This window comes from Pseudomonas sp. CH235, from assembly GCF_004368175.1.
Lineage (GTDB): Bacteria > Pseudomonadota > Gammaproteobacteria > Pseudomonadales > Pseudomonadaceae > Aquipseudomonas > Aquipseudomonas paraglycinae.
The window spans coordinates 1-19551 of the sequence record NZ_RRZJ01000044.1 but is presented as its reverse complement, the minus strand read 5'-3'; the positions used below and the strand labels follow the sequence as shown (position 1 = coordinate 19551).

General features: G+C 60.6%; 23 protein-coding genes and 1 pseudogene. 13 read left to right on the top strand and 11 right to left on the bottom strand.

Going from position 1 to position 19551, the window contains the following annotated elements:
- Positions 1 to 50: 50 nt before the first annotated feature.
- Positions 51 to 566, top strand: coding sequence for a methylated-DNA--[protein]-cysteine S-methyltransferase (locus EIY71_RS27190; protein ID WP_134023809.1), 516 nt, complete (start codon positions 51 to 53; stop codon positions 564 to 566).
- Here the strand turns inward: EIY71_RS27190 and EIY71_RS27185 are convergent.
- From EIY71_RS27185 to EIY71_RS27170, 4 genes and pseudogenes are all read right to left on the bottom strand, one after another.
- The gene (locus tag EIY71_RS27185) at positions 563 to 1153 is read right to left on the bottom strand and encodes an NUDIX domain-containing protein (RefSeq protein WP_134023807.1); all 591 of its coding nucleotides are present in this window, start codon (positions 1151 to 1153) and stop codon (positions 563 to 565) included. The two genes, EIY71_RS27190 and EIY71_RS27185, sit on opposite strands and share 4 nt — an antisense overlap.
- A gap of 143 nt (positions 1154 to 1296) precedes the next feature.
- Positions 1297 to 2322, bottom strand: a pseudogene (locus EIY71_RS27180) (chitinase); the annotation flags it as partial.
- 40 nt (positions 2323 to 2362) lie between these two features.
- Positions 2363 to 2998, bottom strand: coding sequence for a lytic polysaccharide monooxygenase auxiliary activity family 9 protein (locus EIY71_RS27175; RefSeq protein WP_134023803.1), 636 nt, complete (start codon positions 2996 to 2998; stop codon positions 2363 to 2365).
- A gap of 223 nt (positions 2999 to 3221) precedes the next feature.
- Positions 3222 to 3659, bottom strand: a complete 438-nt coding sequence (locus EIY71_RS27170) for a hemerythrin domain-containing protein (protein ID WP_007958228.1) — start codon at positions 3657 to 3659, stop codon at positions 3222 to 3224.
- Between the two features lie 137 nt (positions 3660 to 3796).
- Between EIY71_RS27170 and EIY71_RS27165 the strand changes: the two genes are divergently transcribed.
- Positions 3797 to 4222 (top strand): N-acetyltransferase, encoded by a 426-nt coding sequence (locus EIY71_RS27165; RefSeq protein ID WP_102687824.1) that lies wholly within the window; start codon positions 3797 to 3799, stop codon positions 4220 to 4222.
- Positions 4223 to 4285: 63 nt separating this feature from the next.
- On the opposite strand, the gene EIY71_RS27160 is transcribed toward EIY71_RS27165, so the two are convergent.
- Positions 4286 to 4636: a hypothetical protein gene (locus EIY71_RS27160; protein ID WP_085745996.1), complete on the bottom strand. Its 351-nt coding sequence runs from the start codon at positions 4634 to 4636 to the stop codon at positions 4286 to 4288.
- Between the two features lie 135 nt (positions 4637 to 4771).
- Between EIY71_RS27160 and EIY71_RS27155 the strand changes: the two genes are divergently transcribed.
- The 8 genes from EIY71_RS27155 to EIY71_RS27120 all read left to right on the top strand — a co-directional run bounded on the left by EIY71_RS27155 (position 4772) and on the right by EIY71_RS27120 (position 9394).
- On the top strand, positions 4772 to 5101 hold the full coding sequence (locus tag EIY71_RS27155; protein WP_007958215.1) for a DUF6388 family protein: 330 nt from the start codon (positions 4772 to 4774) through the stop codon (positions 5099 to 5101).
- 24 nt (positions 5102 to 5125) lie between these two features.
- Positions 5126 to 5827, top strand: a complete 702-nt coding sequence (locus EIY71_RS27150) for a YoaK family protein (RefSeq protein WP_007958213.1) — start codon at positions 5126 to 5128, stop codon at positions 5825 to 5827.
- A gap of 100 nt (positions 5828 to 5927) precedes the next feature.
- Positions 5928 to 6320: a sulfurtransferase complex subunit TusD gene (gene tusD, locus EIY71_RS27145; protein ID WP_045121864.1), complete on the top strand. Its 393-nt coding sequence runs from the start codon at positions 5928 to 5930 to the stop codon at positions 6318 to 6320.
- A 1-nt stretch (position 6321) separates the two neighbouring features.
- Complete coding sequence (tusC, locus tag EIY71_RS27140) at positions 6322 to 6678, top strand: sulfurtransferase complex subunit TusC (protein ID WP_039767393.1); 357 nt, start codon at positions 6322 to 6324, stop codon at positions 6676 to 6678.
- Positions 6678 to 6971 (top strand): sulfurtransferase complex subunit TusB, encoded by a 294-nt coding sequence (tusB, locus tag EIY71_RS27135; protein WP_102687826.1) that lies wholly within the window; start codon positions 6678 to 6680, stop codon positions 6969 to 6971. Before tusC ends, tusB begins: the two co-directional genes overlap by 1 nt.
- Positions 6968 to 7303, top strand: a complete 336-nt coding sequence (locus EIY71_RS27130) for a TusE/DsrC/DsvC family sulfur relay protein (protein WP_007958196.1) — start codon at positions 6968 to 6970, stop codon at positions 7301 to 7303. The genes tusB and EIY71_RS27130 overlap by 4 nt, the downstream gene beginning before the upstream one ends.
- The gene (locus EIY71_RS27125; RefSeq protein WP_134023801.1) at positions 7300 to 8301 is read left to right on the top strand and encodes a glycosyl transferase family protein; all 1002 of its coding nucleotides are present in this window, start codon (positions 7300 to 7302) and stop codon (positions 8299 to 8301) included. The genes EIY71_RS27130 and EIY71_RS27125 overlap by 4 nt, the downstream gene beginning before the upstream one ends.
- A 91-nt stretch (positions 8302 to 8392) precedes the next feature.
- Complete coding sequence (locus EIY71_RS27120; protein ID WP_134023799.1) at positions 8393 to 9394, top strand: glutathione S-transferase family protein; 1002 nt, start codon at positions 8393 to 8395, stop codon at positions 9392 to 9394.
- A gap of 45 nt (positions 9395 to 9439) precedes the next feature.
- Here the strand turns inward: EIY71_RS27120 and cysG are convergent, their stop codons facing one another.
- The 6 genes from cysG to EIY71_RS27090 form a co-directional block, all read right to left on the bottom strand.
- Complete coding sequence (gene cysG, locus EIY71_RS27115; RefSeq protein WP_085745990.1) at positions 9440 to 10834, bottom strand: siroheme synthase CysG; 1395 nt, start codon at positions 10832 to 10834, stop codon at positions 9440 to 9442.
- Positions 10835 to 12115, bottom strand: a complete 1281-nt coding sequence (gene serS, locus EIY71_RS27110; RefSeq protein WP_074688938.1) for a serine--tRNA ligase — start codon at positions 12113 to 12115, stop codon at positions 10835 to 10837. It lies immediately after the preceding gene.
- A gap of 15 nt (positions 12116 to 12130) precedes the next feature.
- Positions 12131 to 12505, bottom strand: a complete 375-nt coding sequence (crcB, locus tag EIY71_RS27105) for a fluoride efflux transporter CrcB (protein ID WP_007958188.1) — start codon at positions 12503 to 12505, stop codon at positions 12131 to 12133.
- Entirely contained in the window at positions 12505 to 13827 is a 1323-nt protein-coding gene (locus tag EIY71_RS27100) for a replication-associated recombination protein A (protein WP_064597723.1), read from the bottom strand. The genes crcB and EIY71_RS27100 overlap by 1 nt, the downstream gene beginning before the upstream one ends.
- A gap of 24 nt (positions 13828 to 13851) precedes the next feature.
- On the bottom strand, positions 13852 to 14472 hold the full coding sequence (gene lolA, locus EIY71_RS27095; RefSeq protein ID WP_102687830.1) for an outer membrane lipoprotein chaperone LolA: 621 nt from the start codon (positions 14470 to 14472) through the stop codon (positions 13852 to 13854).
- A gap of 78 nt (positions 14473 to 14550) precedes the next feature.
- A complete protein-coding gene (locus tag EIY71_RS27090; RefSeq protein WP_045121862.1) occupies positions 14551 to 16959 on the bottom strand; it encodes a DNA translocase FtsK in 2409 nt (802 codons plus the stop codon).
- 522 nt (positions 16960 to 17481) lie between these two features.
- Here EIY71_RS27090 and aat point away from each other — a divergent pair.
- From aat to infA, 3 genes are all read left to right on the top strand, one after another.
- Entirely contained in the window at positions 17482 to 18162 is a 681-nt protein-coding gene (gene aat / locus EIY71_RS27085; protein WP_085745989.1) for a leucyl/phenylalanyl-tRNA--protein transferase, read from the top strand.
- 58 nt (positions 18163 to 18220) lie between these two features.
- Positions 18221 to 18928 carry an arginyltransferase gene (locus EIY71_RS27080; protein ID WP_085745988.1) on the top strand — a complete coding sequence of 236 codons (708 nt, stop codon included), beginning with the start codon at positions 18221 to 18223 and terminating at the stop codon, positions 18926 to 18928.
- Between the two features lie 112 nt (positions 18929 to 19040).
- Positions 19041 to 19259, top strand: coding sequence for a translation initiation factor IF-1 (gene infA / locus EIY71_RS27075; protein ID WP_002553999.1), 219 nt, complete (start codon positions 19041 to 19043; stop codon positions 19257 to 19259).
- Positions 19260 to 19551 lie beyond the last annotated feature (292 nt).

Genomic DNA, 19551 nt, shown 5'->3' with positions numbered 1-19551 from the left:
TCCGGCAGTATGCTGGGCGCAGTTTTCGACCCCGTCCCGGAGTTTTCCCCATGGCCTACACGTTCATCACCCTGCCCTCGCCCGTCGGCGCGTTGAAGCTGGTCGCGAACGGCTCACGTCTGGCCGCCATCCTCTGGGAAAACGACAAACCGAACCGGGTGCGACTGGGACCGATGAGCGAAGCACCGGACAATCCGGTGTTGATGAAAACCGCGCGACAGCTGGAAGAATATTTTGCAGGAACGCGAAACGCGTTCGATCTGGAGCTGGACTTTGCCGGCACCGAGTTCCAGAAAAAGGTCTGGGCCGCGCTGCTGACCATTCCGTTTGGCGAAACCCGCACCTACAGCCAGATCGCCGAACAGATCGGCCACCCGAGTGCGGTGCGCGCCGTCGGCGCGGCGAACGGGCGCAATCCGATCTCGATCATTGCGCCTTGCCATCGAGTCATCGGCGCCTCAGGCAAACTGACCGGTTTTGCCGGAGGCCTGGAAGCCAAGGAGCGCTTGCTGACCCTGGAGGGTCGCCAGTGTTCGGGCATCGGTAAAACCGGTGACTTGTTTTAACCGCCAAACAAATTATTCATCGCCGCATACTGCAACAGCATGATGGTCTTGGCATCGCAGATCTCGCCCCGCTGGAACGCCGCCAGCGCGTCGTCGAAACGCCACTCCAGCACTTCAAGTTCTTCGGTTTCTTCTTCCAGACCGCCTCCCTCACTGACCTTTGACGAGGCATCGTACTCGGCGATGAAAAAGTGCAACTTCTCGGTCACCGAGCCGGGACTCATGTAAGCCTCGAACACCTTCTTCACGTCATGCACGCGATAACCGGTTTCCTCCTCCGCCTCGTCGCGGATGCGCTGCTCCGGCGCCGCGCCTTCGAGCAGTCCGGCCGCCACTTCAATCAGCAAACCGTCGTGACCGTTGACGAACACCGGCAGGCGGAACTGCCGGGTCAGCACCACGGTGTGCTGCTCGCGGTTGAACAGCAGAATCGCCGCGCCATTGCCACGGTCGTAGACCTCGCGCGTCTGGCGCTGCCAGTCACCGTTGTTGCGGTGATAGTCGAAGGTGATTTTCTTCAGCAGATACCAGTCGTGGGACAACACCTGGGTATCGACGATGTTGACCCGCTCGGCTGTGTTGGACATGACGCCTGATCCTTTTTTGTCATCGGAAGATGGCCATGGTAGGTGAAATGATGCGAACCGCCGACGAAAAAAAGCCCGGCAGCGCTACCGGGCTTTTCCTTCATTGACTACTGATGCGCCACGTTCACCGTTGCTGTATCAGTGCCCTGGGCCGCAGACGGCGCCCCGTGAATCAGGGGTCCATAACGACGACTGAATTCCCAGTTGTACGGCACGCGATCCTTGCTGGTGCCGTTGTCCCAGTTCACCGACCAGGTCATCAGGCCCTTGATCGGATGCCCTTTGACCGCCAGACGTTTCATCGCGTTGCCGACCACGGTTTTGTCGATCACGTAACCGGTGGCGGCGGCATCGACGTTGGCCGGTAGGCCGATGACGAACTTGTCCGCCGGGATCTTCGTGAAACCGCGAGTACCGGTCACAAGGCTCTCGGTCAGGTAATAGAGGAAATCCTCTTTCATCGCGTCGTTGTTCTGGGCGATCCACGCGCCGTTGCCGTTATTGGCTTCCGGCACCCAGACCCCGTCGCCGCCCTGGTTGTAGAACTGCGGAGCGATGAAGTCGTAATAGCCTTCCAGCGCTTGCAGGTAACCAACGTATTTGCCGGAGGTGGTCAGGTACGGAAACTCCGGCGCCATGCTGATGATGAAATGCTTGCCCTGGCCTGCGTAGTGATCCTTGACCAGTTTCAGCGCGGCCGGCAGGACGGTCTTGTTGGCAGCGAAATCAATCGCGCTCTGTTCAAGATCGATGTCCAGGCCGTCGAAGCCGTAGGTTTCCACCAGCCGGATGATTTCGTTGGCCAGCGGTTGTTCTTGGCCGGCGCGCAACTCGATGTGCGCATCGGCACCGCCCAGGGAAATCAGCACGGCCCGTCCCTGACTGTTGAGCACGCCGACCTGACGGCGGAACTCGGCATCGGAGACGTTGAACGGCTTGAAGGTCGGAATCCCGCTGCCCTTCATGAAGGCCACCGCGACCACGTTGTATTCCTTCGGTACGTTTTCCAGCGCGATGTTGGCGAACTGGCCGCGCTGGTAACCGTCGCTCGGGCCGGCCGGCCAGTTGTGCCAGAAGCCCATGAGGATCCTCTTGCCGGTAAGGCTCGGCATCAGCGACGCCGCGTCGCTGGCCTGGTTTTTCAATAGGGTGAAGTCGATGTTTGACATGTTCTAATCCTTCAGAACGTGTGGGTTTGACGTTGCGGGCTTATTTGAAGTCCACATCGAAGGCCTGATAGAAGGCGTTGCCGGTGTTGGCGACGATCCACATCAGGACGATGACGTGATGACCCTGCTTGTTGCCCGGAAGTTTCACGGCGTGGTTGACCTTGGCTTTCAATTCCGCCGAATGACTGTAGTACGGCACTTGCGGATAGAAATCCTCGGCGAACGGTTGCGCCTCCAGTTGCGCTCGGCTGATGCGTTGTTTCGGGTCCCAGCCATCCTTGGTGATCAGCCAGCGATAACCGCGGGTGGTGTGCGGCGCGGTGTACTCCCACTTGACCTCAAGGGTCTGACCGGGGGTGACATTGAGCAGCGGCCAGGAGAACGGACGCCCGAGTTTCTTGCTCATTTCTTCTGCGGTGAAGTTCACACAGTCACGTGCGTCGTTCTTGCCGCCACTGAGAATATAGCCGTCAGCCGGCGGTACGACGCTCGGGTTGTCGCTTTCGAACGGCGCCGGGAGCGGACCGGCCGCGAGTGCCGGGAAGTTCTTGCCGCCTTCCATTTCATTAACCTGCCAGCCGCCGAGCAATCCTTGCTCGATGGCCACCGCGCCGCGGCTTGCAGGGGAAATGACGCGACCGTGTCGCAGTTGGGTTTGAGCTTGTGGTTGGTTCATGTTTTTCACTCCGTTGATTTAAGAACTCTCCTGTCCGAGGAGAGGCCTTCAAGCTAACGGAGGGGGATTTTTTGTCCATCGGCGGTTTTGTCGCAGTCTGCCTCGACGAAACTCGAAAAACGCCGAAAACACTGTATATAAACACAGTACATTGCGACGACGCTCACCCGTCGCATGGCAAAAAGACTACACCGCGTCATTACAAAAACCTGCATTCACCGGCTCAGGGAAGCTGCGCCTCGAACTCCTTTTGATACTGCCCGGCGAGCTGTTCCTTTTGCTTGTCGTCGAGCAGCTTGCCGGCCATCTGGAAGAATTTCTGCTCCTCTTCCTGCAGGTGGTGATGGACCTTCTCCGAGAGCTTTTTCGCCGTGGCCAGCCAGGCCGGGCTGGACATCTCGGTCTCGTCGAGCTCTTCCATCATTTCGTCCATTTCATGGTGCTCGGCGATGGCATGGCGGCTGAGGTCGACACCGTTGTCGAACTCCATCAGCGGGATATAGAAATGGCGCTCTTCGGCCGTTTCGTGAGCCTGAAGCTCAGCCTTGAGTTGCTTGTAGGCCTCGACCCTTTCCGGGGTGTCACCGCTGGTCTTGATCAACGATTTCGCGTAGGTCCGCTGACGATCGTGGCTTTCACGCAGGGCTTCGAAAATGTTCATGGAATCTCCCAGGCAAACGCGTTCCGGATGGACGCCCTAAAGGGCTAGACCCCGGCGCAGCAGCGACGGTTCCAAGCGATTGCTTCAATCGGCTGCGGCGCGCTAGGCTGCCGATTCATTACTACAAGGAAGACAACATGACGTTGCGGATCGAGCTGTCACAGGACCCTACCGAAGAACAGCGCGCAGCCATCCTGGCGCCCCTGCGTGCCCACAACATCGCCAAAGCCGGGCCTTCGCTGTACGAACCGGTCGCGTTGCTGGTGCGCAACGATAACGACGCGATCCTTGGTGGCCTTTATGGGCACACGTTCTATCGGTGGCTGTTTATCGAGTTGCTGGCGGTGCCGGAAGAAGGCCGGGGACAGGGCATCGGCTCGAAGCTGATGAACATGGTCGAGGAATTCGCTCGGGAAAAAGACTGCGTGGGGATCTGGCTCGATACCTTTGATTTTCAGGCGCCCGGGTTCTACAAAAAACTGGGGTATACCGAGTGTGGCGAGATTGTGGATTATCCGCTGGGGCACAAGCGGCACTTCTTCCAGAAGCGTTTGATTGATTGAATTCAGCGACCCTCGCCCGCAGGCTGGCGAGGGTCGCGTAGCGTCAACGCATTCAGCCGCCCGTTACAGACAGGTCGCCAGCGCCGCCAAGCGGCGCTGGGCCACAAAATCATCCTTCTGCGCGTAGTAATTCAAAACCGTGCCGGACGCATCCGTGGTCAAGTCGACAAACGACTCCGCCGAGCGCGTATAGACCGTCGAACCGCCCTTCTTGCCCGGTTGCAGATACGCCGCCGCGTCCACACCGAACACCGCTTCGTCCTGCCAGGCGAATTGCACGCACTGGGCCACGACTTTTTCGGGTTTGTCCGAATTCAGGGTCTTGTAAGGGGTTTGCGTGCGGGCGTCTTCCATCGCCGAACCCGCGCAACCGGCCAGCAGGGTTGCCGCCAGCGCTACCATCAGCATTCGCATTGCATTCGCTCATTCGGAAAAAAGCGGACTGTATCACCGCAACGCCAAAAATCGTTCTGCTTTACTGCATTTAGAGCGCGACACATGCCGGCCGCTGCGGCACATTAACGGTCATCAGCCTTACAAGGAAAGCCCATGGCGCCTACTGACCAGCGACACGAACAGGCCCTGAAACTGTTTCTCGATGCGCGCCCGGAACTGCGCGAAGCCCTTGACCACCTCAACCCGCTGCTGGCCCAGGCCAAGGGCGAAACCCAGGCGCAGTACCGCGAAGAACGTCTGCACGAAGCCTTCGAAGCCGAGGCCGAAAGCCAGGGTTTGTTCGCCTGGGAACTGACGCTGCAACTCACCGCCGCGACGCCCGAGGAGTATCAGGCGCAACGCCTGGAAGTGCATCGCGAAGTGGCGGAAATGGCCGGCATGGACTGGCTGGAATATTGCGATCTGTATGGCATAGAACCGTAAACCCCGCTCAAGGATGCTGCCTCGATGCTGCCTTCCACCTCGACCCACCGCGCCAGCCCCGGACATCTTCATATACAGAAATGGCGCGGCCGTGTAGGCCTGGCGCTGGTTGCCAGCCTGTCGGTACTGGCCGGCATGACCGACGCTATCGGCTTCATGGCCAGCGGCGATTTCGTTTCCTTCATGAGCGGCAACACCACGCGGCTGGCGGTGGCGATCAGCGATGGCGACAGCGCACTGACGTTAAGGCTGATCCTGCTGGTCGCGACGTTCATTGTCGGCAATGCCCTCGGGGTCGTGGTCAGCCGGCTGGGTGGTCGGCGGGCGCTGCCGTTGCTGCTATCCATCGCCGCTCTGCTCTGTTTGGCAGCCTGGCCCTTTGACACGCAACTGCCGGCCCTGCTGGCGGCGATCATTGCGATGGGCATGCTCAACGCAGCGGTGGAAGAAGTGAACGGTCTGCCGGTCGGGCTGACGTACGTCACCGGCGCCCTGTCCCGATTCGGTCGAGGATTGGGCCGGTGGGTGCTCGGCGAACGGCGAAGTGGCTGGCGGGTGCAACTGGTGCCGTGGAGCGGGATGCTGGTCGGCGCCATTCTGGGGGCGGTGCTGGAACATCATCTGGGACTCAAGGCGATGTTGGTCAGCGGTCTGTTCGCCGCCGTACTGGGGCTGCTGACCCTGAAGATTCCGCGGCGCTGGCAACTGGGCTACATGCCACGCTGAAGGACACCTGCTCGCATCGAGACGGGCGCGGGAAACATCCGCTTCGCCGCCCCGCCGAGAAAGCTTTATCATGGCCGCAGTTTTGCTGATCGAGTCCGTCATGAAGTTCGCCATTGCGCTGTTTTCCGCCGCCCATGCGCCCTCCTCGCGCCGCGCCCTGCTGTTCGCCCAGGCTGCGCTGGCCGGCGGGCATGAAATTGTCCGGCTGTTTTTCTATCAGGACGGGGTCCACAACGCGTCCGACGCCGTGGTCACGCCGCAGGACGAGCTGGACCTGCCCAAGCAGTGGCGAACCTTTATCACCGAACAAAACCTCGACGGCGTGGTGTGCATCGCCGCGGCCCTGCGCCGTGGCGTGTTGAATACGGAGGAAGCCGGGCGTTATCAGCGTGATGCCGTGGCCGTCAGCGCACCGTGGGAATTGTCCGGCCTCGGTCAGTTGCATGACGCGGTGCAGGATGCCGACCGCCTCATCTGTTTCGGAGGCGCATGACATGGCCAAGTCCCTTCTGATTATCAGCCGTCAATCGCCATGGTCCGGCCCCGGCGCCCGCGAAGCGCTGGACATCGTGCTGGCCGGCGGCGCCTTCGATCTGCCGATCGGTCTGCTGTTTCTCGACGACGGCGTGCTGCAACTGGCCGCCGGACAAAATGCCAAAGCCCTGCAACAGAAAGACCTGAGCGCCAACCTGCAAGCGTTGCCGATGTTCGGCGTCGAAGAGCTGTTCTACTGCGCCGACAGCGCCAGTGTTCGCGGCCTCGGCGATCGTTCGCTGGACGAGGCGCAGCCCTTGGCCGCTGAGCAAATCACCGCCCTCATTGACCGTTACGACCAGGTGATCACCCTCTGATGTCGACTTTGCATGTGTTGTCCCATTCCCCGTTCGGCGACGAACGCCTGACCAGTTGCCTGCGCCTGCTGGGTGCCAGCGATGCGCTGTTGCTGTCGGGCGATGCCGCTTATGCGTTGCAACCCGGCACTGCGCCGCTCAATGCGCTGGAAACCCGCCGGGTGAAATTGTTCGTGCTGGCCGAAGACGCGCAAGCCCGTGCCGTGCAGGTTCCGGACTGGGCCGAAGCCATCGATTACCCGGCCTTCGTCGAACTGTCGATCCAATACGACAAGGTCAACAGCTGGCTATGAATGCGCTGACCGTCGGCGCCCGCGCCATTGAACTGGACAAGGACGGCTTCCTGGTCGACCTCAACGATTGGTCGGCCGAAGTCGCCAGCGCCCTCGCCGCTGCCGAAGACATCGAACTGAGCCCGGAACACTGGGAAGTCCTCGAATTGCTGCGCAGCTTCTACGCCGAATTCCAGCTGTCACCGGCCACCCGGCCGCTGATCAAGTACACCGCGCTCAAGCTCGGCGCGGAGAAAGGTAACAGCCTGCACCTGAACCGACTGTTCAAAGGCACCCCTGCCAAACTCGCCGCGAAACTGGCGGGCCTGCCCAAACCGACGAATTGCCTATGACCGACTATCCAGCGCTGACCCTCGAAACGCCCGCCGAGCACCCGTTCGCCCAGTTCGTGCGCATCCTCGGCAAGGGCAAGCGCGGCGCCCGCGACCTGACCCGCGAGGAAGCGCGGGAAGCCATGGGCATGGTGCTCGACGAAGCGGTCGAAGAAACCCAGCTCGGCGCTTTCCTGATGCTGCTGCGGCACAAGGAAGAAAGCGCCGAGGAGATGGCCGGTTTCACCGAAGCCCTGCGCCAACGCTTACAGGCACCGGCACTGAACGTTGATCTGGACTGGCCGACCTATGCCGGCAAGAAGCGTCACCTGCCGTGGTATCTGCTGGCTGCCAAGTGCCTGGCGCAGAACGGCGTGCGTATTTTCATGCACGGCGGCGGCGCGCACACCGCCGGGCGCTTGTACTCCGAACAATTGCTCAATGAGCTGAACATTCCGCTGTGCCGCAACTGGCAACAGGTCGGCGCGGCGCTGGATAACGGTGGCCTGGCGTTCATGCCGCTGGTGGACTGGGCGCCGCAGCTGCAACGGATGATCGATCTGCGCAACACCCTCGGCCTGCGCTCGCCGATCCACTCGCTGGCGCGGATTCTCAATCCATTGGGCGCACGTTGCGGTTTGCAGAGTATTTTCCACCCCGGCTATCAAGCGGTGCACCGCGATGCCAGCGGTCTGCTCGGCGACACGGCGATCGTGATCAAGGGCGACGGCGGCGAAATCGAGATCAACCCGGATGCCGACAGCCATCTGTACGGCACCACAGGCGGCGAGAGCTGGGACGAGGAATGGCCGCAGTTGTCGGCGCAACGTCATGTCAAACCGGGTTCGCTGGATATCGAGCATTTGAAGGCCGTCTGGCGTGGCGATGTGGTCGACAGCTATCCGCAAATGGCGCTGATCTCGACCATGGCGTTGGCGCTGCGCGGCCTCGGCCAGAGCCGTGAACAGGCTTTCGAAACCGCCGAGCAATACTGGGCCGCGCGGGACAAATCGATTTAACCGATCATTAACGCCCGATCTTTGCGCTTTTTGTTCGAACTCATCGGAATAGACTCGGCTCCAACGATTATTGGTTTCTGGAGTCTTGATCATGGGTTTACTCGTCGACGGCCGCTGGCAGGACAAGTGGTACGAAAGCAGCAAGGACGGCGCGTTCCAGCGCGAACAGGCGCAGCGCCGCAACTGGGTCACTCGCAACGGCGAGCCGGGCCCGAGCGGTGAAGGTGGTTTTGCTGCCGAAGTCGGGCGTTACCACCTTTATGTCTCTCTCGCCTGTCCATGGGCGCATCGCACGCTGATCCTGCGCAAGCTCAAAGGCCTGGAAAGCCTGATCGACGTTTCCGTCGTCAGCTGGCTGATGCTGGAAAACGGCTGGACCTTCGATCAGAACCTCGGTTCGACCGGCGACAAACTCGACCACTTCGACTTCATGCACCAGCGCTACACCGCCGACACCGCCGACTACACCGGCCGCGTCACCGTGCCGGTGCTGTGGGACAAGAAGCTCAAGCGCATCGTCAGCAACGAATCGGCGGAGATCATCCGCATGTTCAACAGTGCGTTCGATGACTTGACCGGCAACGATCTGGACTTCTACCCGGCACCGTTACGCAGCGAAATCGATGCGCTGAACGAGCGGATCTACCCTGCCGTGAACAACGGCGTGTACCGCGCCGGGTTCGCCACCTCGCAAAATGCCTATGAAGAAGCCTTCAATGATGTGTTTGCCGAACTGGATCATCTGGAGCAAGTGCTGGGCGCCAACCGTTATCTGACGGGCGAATACCTGACCGAGGCGGACGTGCGCTTGTTCACCACGCTGATTCGTTTCGACGCGGTGTACCACGGTCACTTCAAATGCAATCTGCGGCGGATCAGCGATTATCCGAACCTGTCGAACTGGCTGCGGGAGATGTACCAGTGGCCGGGCGTTGCCGAGACCGTGGATTTCCAGCACATCAAGAACCACTACTACGGCAGCCACAAGACCATCAACCCGACCGGGGTTGTGCCGAAGGGGCCGAAGCAGGATTTCACTGTGGCCCATGACCGGGACCGGTTGGGCGGGAAAGGGGTTTGGCGCAGAGGTTGAAAGCAGGATCGTTCCCACCGCGTGGGAACGATCCCTTCAGAGTCGTCAGATTTGACCCTGAGCGCCCTCGAACCACGCCAGTTTCTCGCGCAGTTGCACCACTTCGCCGACGATCACCAGCGTCGGCGCATGCACTTCATGCTCCGCCACCAGACGCGGCAGGTCAGCCAGCGTGCCGGTAAAGACCCGCTGATTGACCGTGGTGCCCTGCTGGATCAGCGCTGCCGGGGTATCGGCCGCGCGACCATGCTTGATCAACTGCCCGCAGATGACCGGCAACCCCACCAGCCCCATGTAGAACACCAGCGTCTGCGCCGGCGCGACAAGGTCGGCCCACGGCAGATCGGTGGAACCGTCCTTCAAGTGCCCGGTGACGAAGCGCACCGACTGCGCGTAATCGCGATGAGTCAGCGGAATCCCGGCATATGCCGCGCAACCGCTGGCCGCCGTGATGCCCGGCACCACCTGAAACGGGATGCCATGGGCCGCCAGTTCCTCGATCTCTTCGCCGCCACGGCCGAAGATGAACGGATCCCCGCCCTTCAACCGCACCACACGCTTGCCGGCCTTGGCCAGATCCACCAGTTGCTGGTTGATCTGATCCTGCGGCACGGCGTGATCGGCGCGACGCTTGCCGACGTAGACCCGCTCGGCATCGCGACGGCACAGCTCAAGAATCGCCGGAGCCACCAAGCGGTCGTACAGCACCACGTCGGCTTGCTGCATCAGACGCAAGGCGCGGAAGGTCAGCAGATCCGGATCACCAGGTCCCGCCCCAACCAGATACACCTCACCGGTCGTGACCATGGCTTCGCCGTCAATCTTGGCTTGCAGCAAACGTTCGGCTTCGGCGCCCTGTCCTGCCAGCTGCCGGTCGGCAATCGGCCCCTGAAACACGTCTTCCCAAAAACCGCGACGCTGCTGCACATCAGGAAACAGGCCTTTGACCTGATCACGAAACCGCGCGGCCAGACCGGCCAGATGGCCGTAGGTCGAAGGAATCCAGGTTTCGATCTTGGCGCGGATCAGCCGGGCCAGCACCGGCGCATCGCCGCCGCTGGAGACCGCGATGATCAGCGGTGAACGATCGACGATTGCCGGGAAGATCACGCTGCACAGCGCCGGCGCATCGACCACGTTGACCGGCACGCAGCGCCGATGAGCATCGGCGGAAACTTGCGCGTTCAACGCTTCGTCGTCGGTGGCGGCAATGATCAGCCCGCAACCGTCCAGATCCGCTTCGGCGTAGCCACGCAGCAGGCATTCGCCACCGCTGGCGGCAACCAGTTCGCGCAGTTGCGCTTCGATTTCAGGTGCGACCACCCGCAGCAGCGCACCGGCATCGGCCAGCAGGCGGGACTTGCGCAAGGCAATCTCCCCCCCACCGACAACCAACACACGACTGCCGCGCAGGTTGTGAAACAGCGGCAGATATTTCATTTAGCCGATGACCTCAAGGCCACCCATGTATGGCTTCAGCACGTCCGGCACACGGATCGAACCGTCGGCCTGCTGGTAGTTTTCCAGCACGGCCACCAGGGTACGACCGACCGCCAGGCCGGAACCGTTCAGGGTGTGTACCAGTTCAGGCTTGCCGGTTTCCGGGTTGCGGAAACGCGCCTGCATGCGGCGGGCCTGGAAGTCGCCGCAGTTGGAGCACGACGAGATTTCGCGGTATTTGTCCTGGCTCGGAATCCACACTTCCAGGTCGTACGTCTTGACCGCGCTGAAGCCCATGTCGCCAGTGCACAGCGCCAGGGTGCGGTAAGGCAGCTCCAGCAGTTGCAGGACTTTCTCGGCGTTGGCGGTCAGGCTTTCCAGCGCCTCCATCGATTTCGACGGCTCGACGATCTGGACCATCTCGACCTTGTCGAACTGGTGCTGGCGGATCATGCCGCGAGTGTCACGACCCGACGCACCGGCTTCGCTGCGGAAGCACGGAGTGTGGGCAACGAACTTGATTGGCAGTTGTTTCGAATCGACGATTTCACCGGCCACGATGTTGGTCAGCGACACTTCGGCGGTCGGGATCAGGTACAGATCGGCTTCACCTTCGCGGGCGATCTTGAACAGGTCTTCTTCGAACTTCGGCAGTTGACCGGTGCCTTGCAGCGCCGGGGCCTGAACCAGATAAGGCGTGTAGGCCTCTTCGTAGCCGTGCTCGGTGACGTGCAGGTTGATCATGAACTGCGCCAGTGCGCGGTGCAGACGGGCAATCGGGCCGCGCAGCAGGGCGAAACGTGCGCCGGACAGCTTGGCGGCGGTTTCGAAGTCGAGCCAGCCGAACTTCTCGCCCAGGGCCACGTGGTCCTGAACCGGGAAGTCGAAAGCGGTCGGAGTGCCCCACCGGCGGACTTCGACGTTGCCGTCTTCGTCTTCGCCGACCGGCACCGATTCGTGCGGCAAATTCGGGATGCCCAGCAGGATCGAATCCAGTTCGGTCTGGATCGCGTCCAGCTCGACTTTACCGGCGCTCAGTTCGCCCGCCATGCGCTCGACGTCCGCCATCAGCGGCGCGATGTCTTCGCCGCGCTGCTTGGCCTGACCGATGGATTTGGAACGCGCGTTACGCTCAGCCTGCAGTGCTTCGGTGCGGGTCTGGACGGTCTTGCGCTGTTCTTCCAGCGCTTCGATGCGCGCGACATCCAGGGCAAAGCCACGGGAAGCCAGGCGGTCCGCTACGTCCTGAAGGTTGCTACGTAACAGTTTGGAATCGAGCATGTCGGTTTCTCGTTATCAAAGTTTGGTCAGGGACAGGCCGGCCCAGGTCGCGAGCAGCCCGCCGAATACGCTGATGGCCGCATAACCCAGGGCCAGCGGCACTTGCCCGCTTTCCAGCAGGCGCACCGTATCCAGTGAAAAGGATGAAAAAGTCGTCAGCCCCCCGAGGAAGCCGACCATCAACCCGGCACGTACCTCGATCGGCACTTCCGGGCGTATCAAAAACAGGCCGTACAACACGCCAATCAGCAGACAGCCCACGATATTAACGGCCAGCGTCGCGGTATAGAAGTGCCGCGGCCAATTGGCGTTGACCCAATTACCGGTGGCGAAGCGCAACAAGGTGCCGGCAATCCCGCCGACGGAGACTGCAACGATCAATGGAACCACTATTTTCTCCGCTGCCGGGGGCTTAAACGATCAAGTTGGGCGAGGTGGTTGAGCTTTTCGCCGATCTTCAACTCCAGGCCACGCGGCACCGGTTGGTAGAACGGAATCGGGTCGAGTTCTTCCGGGAAATAGTCTTCGCCAGCTGCGTAGGCGTCCGGTTCGTCGTGGGCGTAACGGTATTCGTCGCCATAGCCCAATTGCTTCATCAATTTGGTCGGCGCATTGCGCAAGTGCAGCGGCACTTCCAGCGAGCCGTGTTCGGCGGCGGCGCGCAGCGCGGTCTTGAAGCCCATGTACACCGCGTTGCTTTTCGGCGCACACGCCAGATAAGTGATGGCCTGAGCCACTGCCAACTCACCTTCCGGGCTGCCGAGACGTTCCTGCACTTCCCACGCGGCCAGGCATAGGCTCAGGGCGCGGGGGTCGGCGTTGCCGATGTCTTCGCTGGCCATGCGCACCACGCGCCGGGCCAGGTACAACGGATCGCAGCCGCCGTCGATCATCCGCGCAAACCAGTACAGCGCGCCGTCCGGATTGGAGCCGCGCACCGATTTGTGCAACGCGGAAATCTGGTCGTAGAACGCTTCGCCGCCCTTGTCGAAACGCCGACGGGTGTCGCCGAGCAGGCTTTGCAGCAACTCGGTGCCCATCTCGCTGTGGTCTTCGGCCAGGTCCGAGGCATTTTCCAGCAGGTTCAGCAGGCGCCGGCCATCGCCATCGGCGGCGGACAGCAACATCTGAAAGCCTTCATCGCTGAGGGTCAGGTGACGCTTGCCCAGACCACGCTCTTCGGTGAGCGCGCGGTGCACCAGTTTGCGCAACGCCGCTTCGTCGAGGCTCTTGAGTACGTAGACCCGTGCCCGCGACAGCAACGCGTTGTTCAGTTCGAACGAAGGGTTTTCGGTGGTGGCGCCAATGAAGATCAGCGTGCCGTCTTCAACGTACGGCAGGAAGGCGTCCTGTTGAGACTTGTTGAAGCGGTGCACTTCATCGACAAACAGGATCGTGCGCTTGCCATACTGGCCGGCCTGCTGCTTGGCGATTTCCACCGCCTGACGGATCTCTTTTACCCCGGCCAATACGGCCGAAACCGTTTCGAAATGCGCATCCGAAACCTCCGCCAGCAACCGCGCCAGCGTGGTCTTGCCCACGCCCGGCGGGCCCCAGAAGATCATCGAATGCAGGGCACCCTGCTCCAGCGCTTCGCGCAAAGGCTTGCCGCGAGCGAGTACGTGCTCCTGACCGACGTACTCATCCAGATTGGTCGCCCGCAAACGGGCGGCCAATGGCTGGGCAATCGGTGCACTGCGAAACAGATCCATCACGTACCGTTGAAACCTCTGTGTTTATTCCTGGATCACGTCGGCACCCTTCGGGATGTCGAACTTGAACTTCGATGCCGGGACCGCTTCGTTGGCCTTCACACCGGTAAACAGGATGTTGGTGCGCTGGCCGACGCTGTCGATCAGTTGCATGTCATTGACCAGACCGTTGCGGAACGACAGGCGCAGACTGTCGAACAGGGTGTCCTTGGTTTTCGGCTTCAGGGTGAAGTCGATCACGCCGCCGGCCTCTTTGGCGCTGATGTCGAAGCTCTGGCTGATCTTCGACACGTCGCCGGACAGTAACAGGGCCGGGGTCTGGGTCAGACGTTCATCGAGCTTCTTGATGGTGGCCTGTTCCAGATCCGGATCCCACAGGGTGACCTTCTTGCCGTCGGACACCATGGTCTGCTCGGCTGGCGCATTGGTGTGCCAGTAGAACAGGCCCGGACGCTGCAGGGTCATGTCGCCGGTGGTTTCCTGCAACTGGGTGCCGCTGCCGTCGAGGGTCAGCTGGGAGAAGTTGGCGGTCAGGGTCCTGGATGTTTCGAGCAATTGGGTCAGGCGAGCCACATCCTTGTCATCGGCGTGAGCCGTGAGGGTGGTCAGAGCCAGTACCGGCAGCAACATGCGGATAAGACGCATGGGAGTCCTCTTGAATACTCGTGGGAAAGTGGACGGCGCTTCATGCACCGTCCATTGCATTTGGATCAGGGTATCGAATCAGTCGCGTACCGGGCCAGGGGCCAGTACTTCGCGGGAACCGTTGGTGTTCATCGACGTCACGACCCCGGCCATTTCCATGGCTTCGATCATGCGTGCGGCACGGTTGTAGCCGATCTTCAGCTTGCGCTGTACAGCGGAGATGGAGGCGCGACGGCTTTCCAGCACGAACTGCACGGCTTCGTCGTACAGCGCGTCAGCTTCCGGATCGTCGCCGTCACCGCCGCCGCTGCTGCCTTCGAAACCACTGCCCGCCTCTTCGACACCGTTGAGGATGTCGTCGTTGTATTCCGGCGCACCGCGCAGCTTCCAGGCTTCCACCACCCGGTGAACTTCATCGTCGGACACAAATGCGCCGTGAACCCGGATCGGCAGGCTGGTGCCCGGCGGCATGTAAAGCATGTCACCGTGACCGAGCAGTTGTTCGGCGCCGCCCTGGTCGATGATGGTCCGGGAGTCGATCTTGCTCGATACCTGGAACGCCATCCGTGTCGGGATGTTGGCCTTGATCAGACCGGTGATCACGTCCACCGAAGGTCGTTGAGTCGCAAGAATCAGGTGAATACCGGCCGCACGCGCCTTCTGGGCGATACGGGCGATCAGTTCTTCTACCTTCTTGCCGACGATCATCATCATGTCGGCGAATTCGTCCACGACCACGACGATGGTCGGCAGCTTCTGCAGCAGCGGCGCTTCATCGTGGATGCTTTCGCGTTTGTACAGCGGATCGCTCAGGGGCTCGCCGGCGTCCTGGGCTTCCTTGACCTTGGCGTTGAAGCCGGACAGGTTTCGCACGCCCATCTTCGCCATCAGCTTGTAGCGACGCTCCATCTCGGCCACGCTCCAGCGCAGGGCGTTGGCGGCGTCCTTCATGTCGGTCACGACCGGGCACAGCAGGTGCGGAATGCCTTCGTAGATCGACAGCTCGAGCATTTTCGGGTCGATCATGATCAGCTTGGCGTCGTCCGGGCCGGACTTGAACAGGATCGACAGGATCATCGCGTTCACGCCCACCGACTTACCGGAACCGGTGGTACCGGCCACCAACAGGTGCGGCATCTTCGCCAGGTCAGTGATGACCGGCTTGCCGCCGATGTCGTGGCCCAGAGCCAGGGTGACAGGCGATTTGAAGTTGTCGTACTCAGGCGTCGACAGCACTTCGGAGAAGCGCACGATCTGCCGGTCTTCGTTAGGAATTTCGATACCGACCGTGGTCTTGCCCGGAATCACTTCCACCACCCGCACACTGGTCACGGCCAGCGAACGTGCAAGGTCTTTCGCCAGGTTGGCGATACGGCTGACCTTCACGCCCGCAGCAGGCTGGATTTCGTAACGGGTAATGACCGGACCGGGGTGAATCGAATCCACGGTGACTTCGACGCCGAACTCCTTGAGCTTGATCTCCAGCAAGTGGCCGACCGCCGCCAGGGATTCGGGCGAATAATTGAGTTGTTTCTTTTCCGCAGGATCGAGGATCGAGATCGGCGGCAAGGTGCCTTCCACGGCGCTGTCGACGAACAACGGCACCTGCTTCTCTTTCTGCACGCGCTTGCTTGGCTCCGGCGCCTTGACCGGAGCCGGGGCGATGACCGGCGGAACCTGTTTCTCGCGCTCGGACATGTGCTTGCTCAGAGCCTGTTCGCGCTCGATCAGACGCTCCTTGACCTTGGCCTGCTCGCGCTTGTCGGTGACTGTCGGTGCAACCACGTCGTGCACGCGATCGTCGACTTCACGCAGTTGCGCGACCAGTTGCTTGCGCTCGGTGCGCGCCGACCACCAGCGGTTGACCGCGCCCTGGAACAGTTCGAACAGGTCGAGGGTGATCTTGCCGGTGATGTCCATCACCTTGAACCACGACAGGTCGGTGAACACCGTCAGGCCGAACAGGAACAGCGCGATGAACAACAACGTGCTGCCCTGAATGTTCAGGGCATTACGGGCCAGATCACCAAGGCTTTCGCCCAGCGCACCACCGGCACCAGCCGGCAGACCGGTGGCGGCATGGAAATGAATGTGTGCCAGCGCAGCGCCGGACAACACCAGAAACACCAGGCCGATCAGGCGCCAGGAGAACAGCCAGCCGCTCCACTGCCACGGCTCGTGACGCTGACGGAAGATCTGATACGCCTTGATCGCCAGCAGCAACGGGAAGATGTAGGCGAAATAACCCAGCACCATGAACAGGATGTCGGCGCTGTAGGAACCGGCCGGACCGCCGAAGTTCTGCACGTCGTCGATCTTGCTGTTGTGGCTCCAGCCCGGATCATCCTTGCCGTAGGTCAGCAACGCCATCATCAGGAACAGGCACAAGGCACCGATGGCAATCAATGCACCTTCCTTGAGCCGGTAGTGCAACTGTTGACGCCAGAGCGGAACGACTGTTTTTGGTGCTTCCGTGGACTTCTTCAAAACGCTTCTTTTCCTGCGCCAGAGGCGCGTCCATCTATTGAATGACGATAAAAAACTGCCCAATCCAGGCAGGTAAAAAAATTGACGGGCGCAACGGAGACTACTTTTAACACTGCGCCCCGCCTTTTATAAACACGGCACGCGGCGAATATTCTGTAACAGCCCGGCATTGTACGGGTTTGCGCGTTCGATGCCATGCTTCCAGGCCCCAGGTTCAAGCATAGCCAAACGCACAACACCCGGCGTTCAATTTGAGCATGCATTACCTTTTGTGACAAAGGCTTATGAGGTGTATTTGATGAACGTAGCGAAGCATTCGCGCCTCATTTCCCCTGAGTGCAACACATTGGCATCGGCAACCTTGCCCGCACCGGTGCAACGCCCGATTACGACCGCATTCGGATGCTCAAGTTGCAGAGGTCAAAACACAGCACCTCAGTGGAGGACATTCGCGTCATTTCCCGGCACACTTTACCTCGGGCCCAGCGCCCACCGCCCTCCCCTTCTGCAAGCCTGGACGCCATGCTGACTTGGTTACAACGCAATTCACTGACTTTCCCGCCACTGGAAAAGGCCATGCGCGATCCCAACGGATTGCTGGCGGCCGGTGGCGACCTGTCCGCCGATCGTTTGATCCAGGCTTATCGTCACGGCTGCTTTCCATGGTTTTCCGAAGGCCAGCCGATTCTCTGGTGGTCGCCGGATCCGCGTACCGTGCTTTTTCCCGACGAACTGCACGTCTCGCGCAGCCTCGGCAAATTGATGCGCCAACAGCGTTATCAAGTGACCTTCGATCAGGATTTCGACGCCGTGATCCACGCCTGCGCCGCTCCCAGGGAATACGCCGACGGCACCTGGATCACCGAGGCGATGCAGGACGCCTATATCGAATTGCATCGGCGCGGTTTTGCTCACTCGGTGGAAGTCTGGGATGAGGGCGAACTGGTCGGCGGCCTGTACGGCCTGGCGATGGGGCAGCTGTTCTTCGGCGAGTCGATGTTCAGCCGCGCGGACAACGCGTCCAAGTACGGTTTTGCGACGCTGGTGCAACATCTGAAACAGGCGGGTTTCGTATTGATTGACTGCCAGATGCCTACCGATCATCTGCAAAGCCTTGGCGCCCGGGCAATTTCCCGTTCTGCATTCGCCGACTATCTGGCCCGACACCTCGATCAACCCAATCATGCGACCTGGGTTTGCTGAGCGACTTTTGCGCGCGTGGCTTACACTTAATTCACCAGCTTACCCTTGAGGGTTGATCATGACCGAGTTGGCGCGGTTGAAGTTTTATGCCACTCAGCCTCACTCTTGCAGTTATCTGCCCGAGGAACAGGCGACGACCCTGTTTCTCGACCCGAGCCAGCCCATGGATGTGCATGTCTACGCAGACCTGTCAGAAATGGGCTTTCGTCGCAGCGGCGACCATCTGTACCGCCCGCATTGCCAGAACTGCAATGCCTGCGTGCCTGCGCGCATTCCTGTCGCTCAGTTCAACCCCAACCGTCAGCAGAAACGCATCTTCAAGCGCAACATCGATTTGCAGGTGCGCCCGGTCAAGCCGACGTTCAGCGAAGAGTACTTCGACCTCTATCAGCGCTACATCGAACAGCGCCACGCGGATGGCGACATGTACCCGCCGAGCCGTGATCAATTCTCGACTTTTCTGGTACGCGACCTGCCCTTCTCACGCTTTTACGAATTCCGGCTCGACGGACGGTTACTGGCCGTCGCCGTCACCGATCTGCTGCCCAACGGCCTGTCGGCGGTCTACACCTTTTACGAGCCGACGGAGGAACGCCGCAGCCTGGGCCGTTACGCAATCCTCTGGCAAATCGCCGAAGCCCAGCGGCTGGGGCTTGAGGCGGTGTACCTGGGTTACTGGATCAAAAACTGCAAAAAGATGAACTACAAGACCCAATATCGGCCTATCGAACTGCTGATCAATCAGCGCTGGGTCGTCCTGAACTAAACGCAAACCCTAAACCCCTTGGCGTAAACCCCATTTTTCGGGCACAATGCACGCCGCTTTTGCCTGGCGCAGTTGCACCGGGCCATTCATTGGATACCGAGGGCTTTACTGCATGTCGAAAGAAGACAGCTTCGAAATGGAAGGCACTGTCGTCGACACCCTGCCCAACACCATGTTTCGTGTGGAGTTGGAAAATGGGCACGTCGTAACCGCGCATATTTCCGGCAAGATGCGCAAGAACTACATTCGTATTCTTACCGGTGACAAAGTGCGCGTCGAGCTGACGCCCTATGACTTGAGCAAAGGGCGTATTACTTACCGCGCTCGCTAATCAAGTCAATACAAGACGCCCGGCATTTGCCGGGCGTTTTTGTTTGTCTGGGTTTTGGGTTTGTGCTTGAGTTTTGGGTGTATATCCGTTGCTTCGGGAGCTGCCCCTGGCGGTTTCGCTCTTACAGCGAGTCACTTTTGACAAACGCCTCAAAAGTAACCAAAAAGTCTACGCCCCGGCGTACGGCACTTCGCTTAGGCTCAGTGTTCCCTCGCTACGGTGTCCATCAGGGGGCATCGCCTACGGTTTGCTTCGCTGCACCTCCTCTCGATGTATGCGGCTTCGCCGCACG

Excerpts from the sequence above, each read along its gene's own strand:
- EIY71_RS27190 (WP_134023809.1), top strand. The coding sequence starts at position 51 with ATGGCCTACACGTTCATCACCCTGCCCTCGCCCGTCGGCGCGTTGAAG.
- EIY71_RS27185 (WP_134023807.1), bottom strand. The coding sequence starts at position 1,153 with ATGTCCAACACAGCCGAGCGGGTCAACATCGTCGATACCCAGGTGTTG.
- EIY71_RS27175 (WP_134023803.1), bottom strand. The coding sequence starts at position 2,998 with ATGAACCAACCACAAGCTCAAACCCAACTGCGACACGGTCGCGTCATT.
- EIY71_RS27170 (WP_007958228.1), bottom strand. The coding sequence starts at position 3,659 with ATGAACATTTTCGAAGCCCTGCGTGAAAGCCACGATCGTCAGCGGACC.
- EIY71_RS27165 (WP_102687824.1), top strand. The coding sequence starts at position 3,797 with ATGACGTTGCGGATCGAGCTGTCACAGGACCCTACCGAAGAACAGCGC.
- EIY71_RS27160 (WP_085745996.1), bottom strand. The coding sequence starts at position 4,636 with ATGCGAATGCTGATGGTAGCGCTGGCGGCAACCCTGCTGGCCGGTTGC.
- EIY71_RS27155 (WP_007958215.1), top strand. The coding sequence starts at position 4,772 with ATGGCGCCTACTGACCAGCGACACGAACAGGCCCTGAAACTGTTTCTC.
- EIY71_RS27150 (WP_007958213.1), top strand. The coding sequence starts at position 5,126 with ATGCTGCCTTCCACCTCGACCCACCGCGCCAGCCCCGGACATCTTCAT.
- tusD (WP_045121864.1), top strand. The coding sequence starts at position 5,928 with ATGAAGTTCGCCATTGCGCTGTTTTCCGCCGCCCATGCGCCCTCCTCG.
- tusC (WP_039767393.1), top strand. The coding sequence starts at position 6,322 with ATGGCCAAGTCCCTTCTGATTATCAGCCGTCAATCGCCATGGTCCGGC.
- tusB (WP_102687826.1), top strand. The coding sequence starts at position 6,678 with ATGTCGACTTTGCATGTGTTGTCCCATTCCCCGTTCGGCGACGAACGC.
- EIY71_RS27130 (WP_007958196.1), top strand. The coding sequence starts at position 6,968 with ATGAATGCGCTGACCGTCGGCGCCCGCGCCATTGAACTGGACAAGGAC.
- EIY71_RS27125 (WP_134023801.1), top strand. The coding sequence starts at position 7,300 with ATGACCGACTATCCAGCGCTGACCCTCGAAACGCCCGCCGAGCACCCG.
- EIY71_RS27120 (WP_134023799.1), top strand. The coding sequence starts at position 8,393 with ATGGGTTTACTCGTCGACGGCCGCTGGCAGGACAAGTGGTACGAAAGC.
- cysG (WP_085745990.1), bottom strand. The coding sequence starts at position 10,834 with ATGAAATATCTGCCGCTGTTTCACAACCTGCGCGGCAGTCGTGTGTTG.
- serS (WP_074688938.1), bottom strand. The coding sequence starts at position 12,115 with ATGCTCGATTCCAAACTGTTACGTAGCAACCTTCAGGACGTAGCGGAC.
- EIY71_RS27100 (WP_064597723.1), bottom strand. The coding sequence starts at position 13,827 with ATGGATCTGTTTCGCAGTGCACCGATTGCCCAGCCATTGGCCGCCCGT.
- lolA (WP_102687830.1), bottom strand. The coding sequence starts at position 14,472 with ATGCGTCTTATCCGCATGTTGCTGCCGGTACTGGCTCTGACCACCCTC.
- aat (WP_085745989.1), top strand. The coding sequence starts at position 17,482 with ATGCTGACTTGGTTACAACGCAATTCACTGACTTTCCCGCCACTGGAA.
- EIY71_RS27080 (WP_085745988.1), top strand. The coding sequence starts at position 18,221 with ATGACCGAGTTGGCGCGGTTGAAGTTTTATGCCACTCAGCCTCACTCT.
- infA (WP_002553999.1), top strand. The coding sequence starts at position 19,041 with ATGTCGAAAGAAGACAGCTTCGAAATGGAAGGCACTGTCGTCGACACC.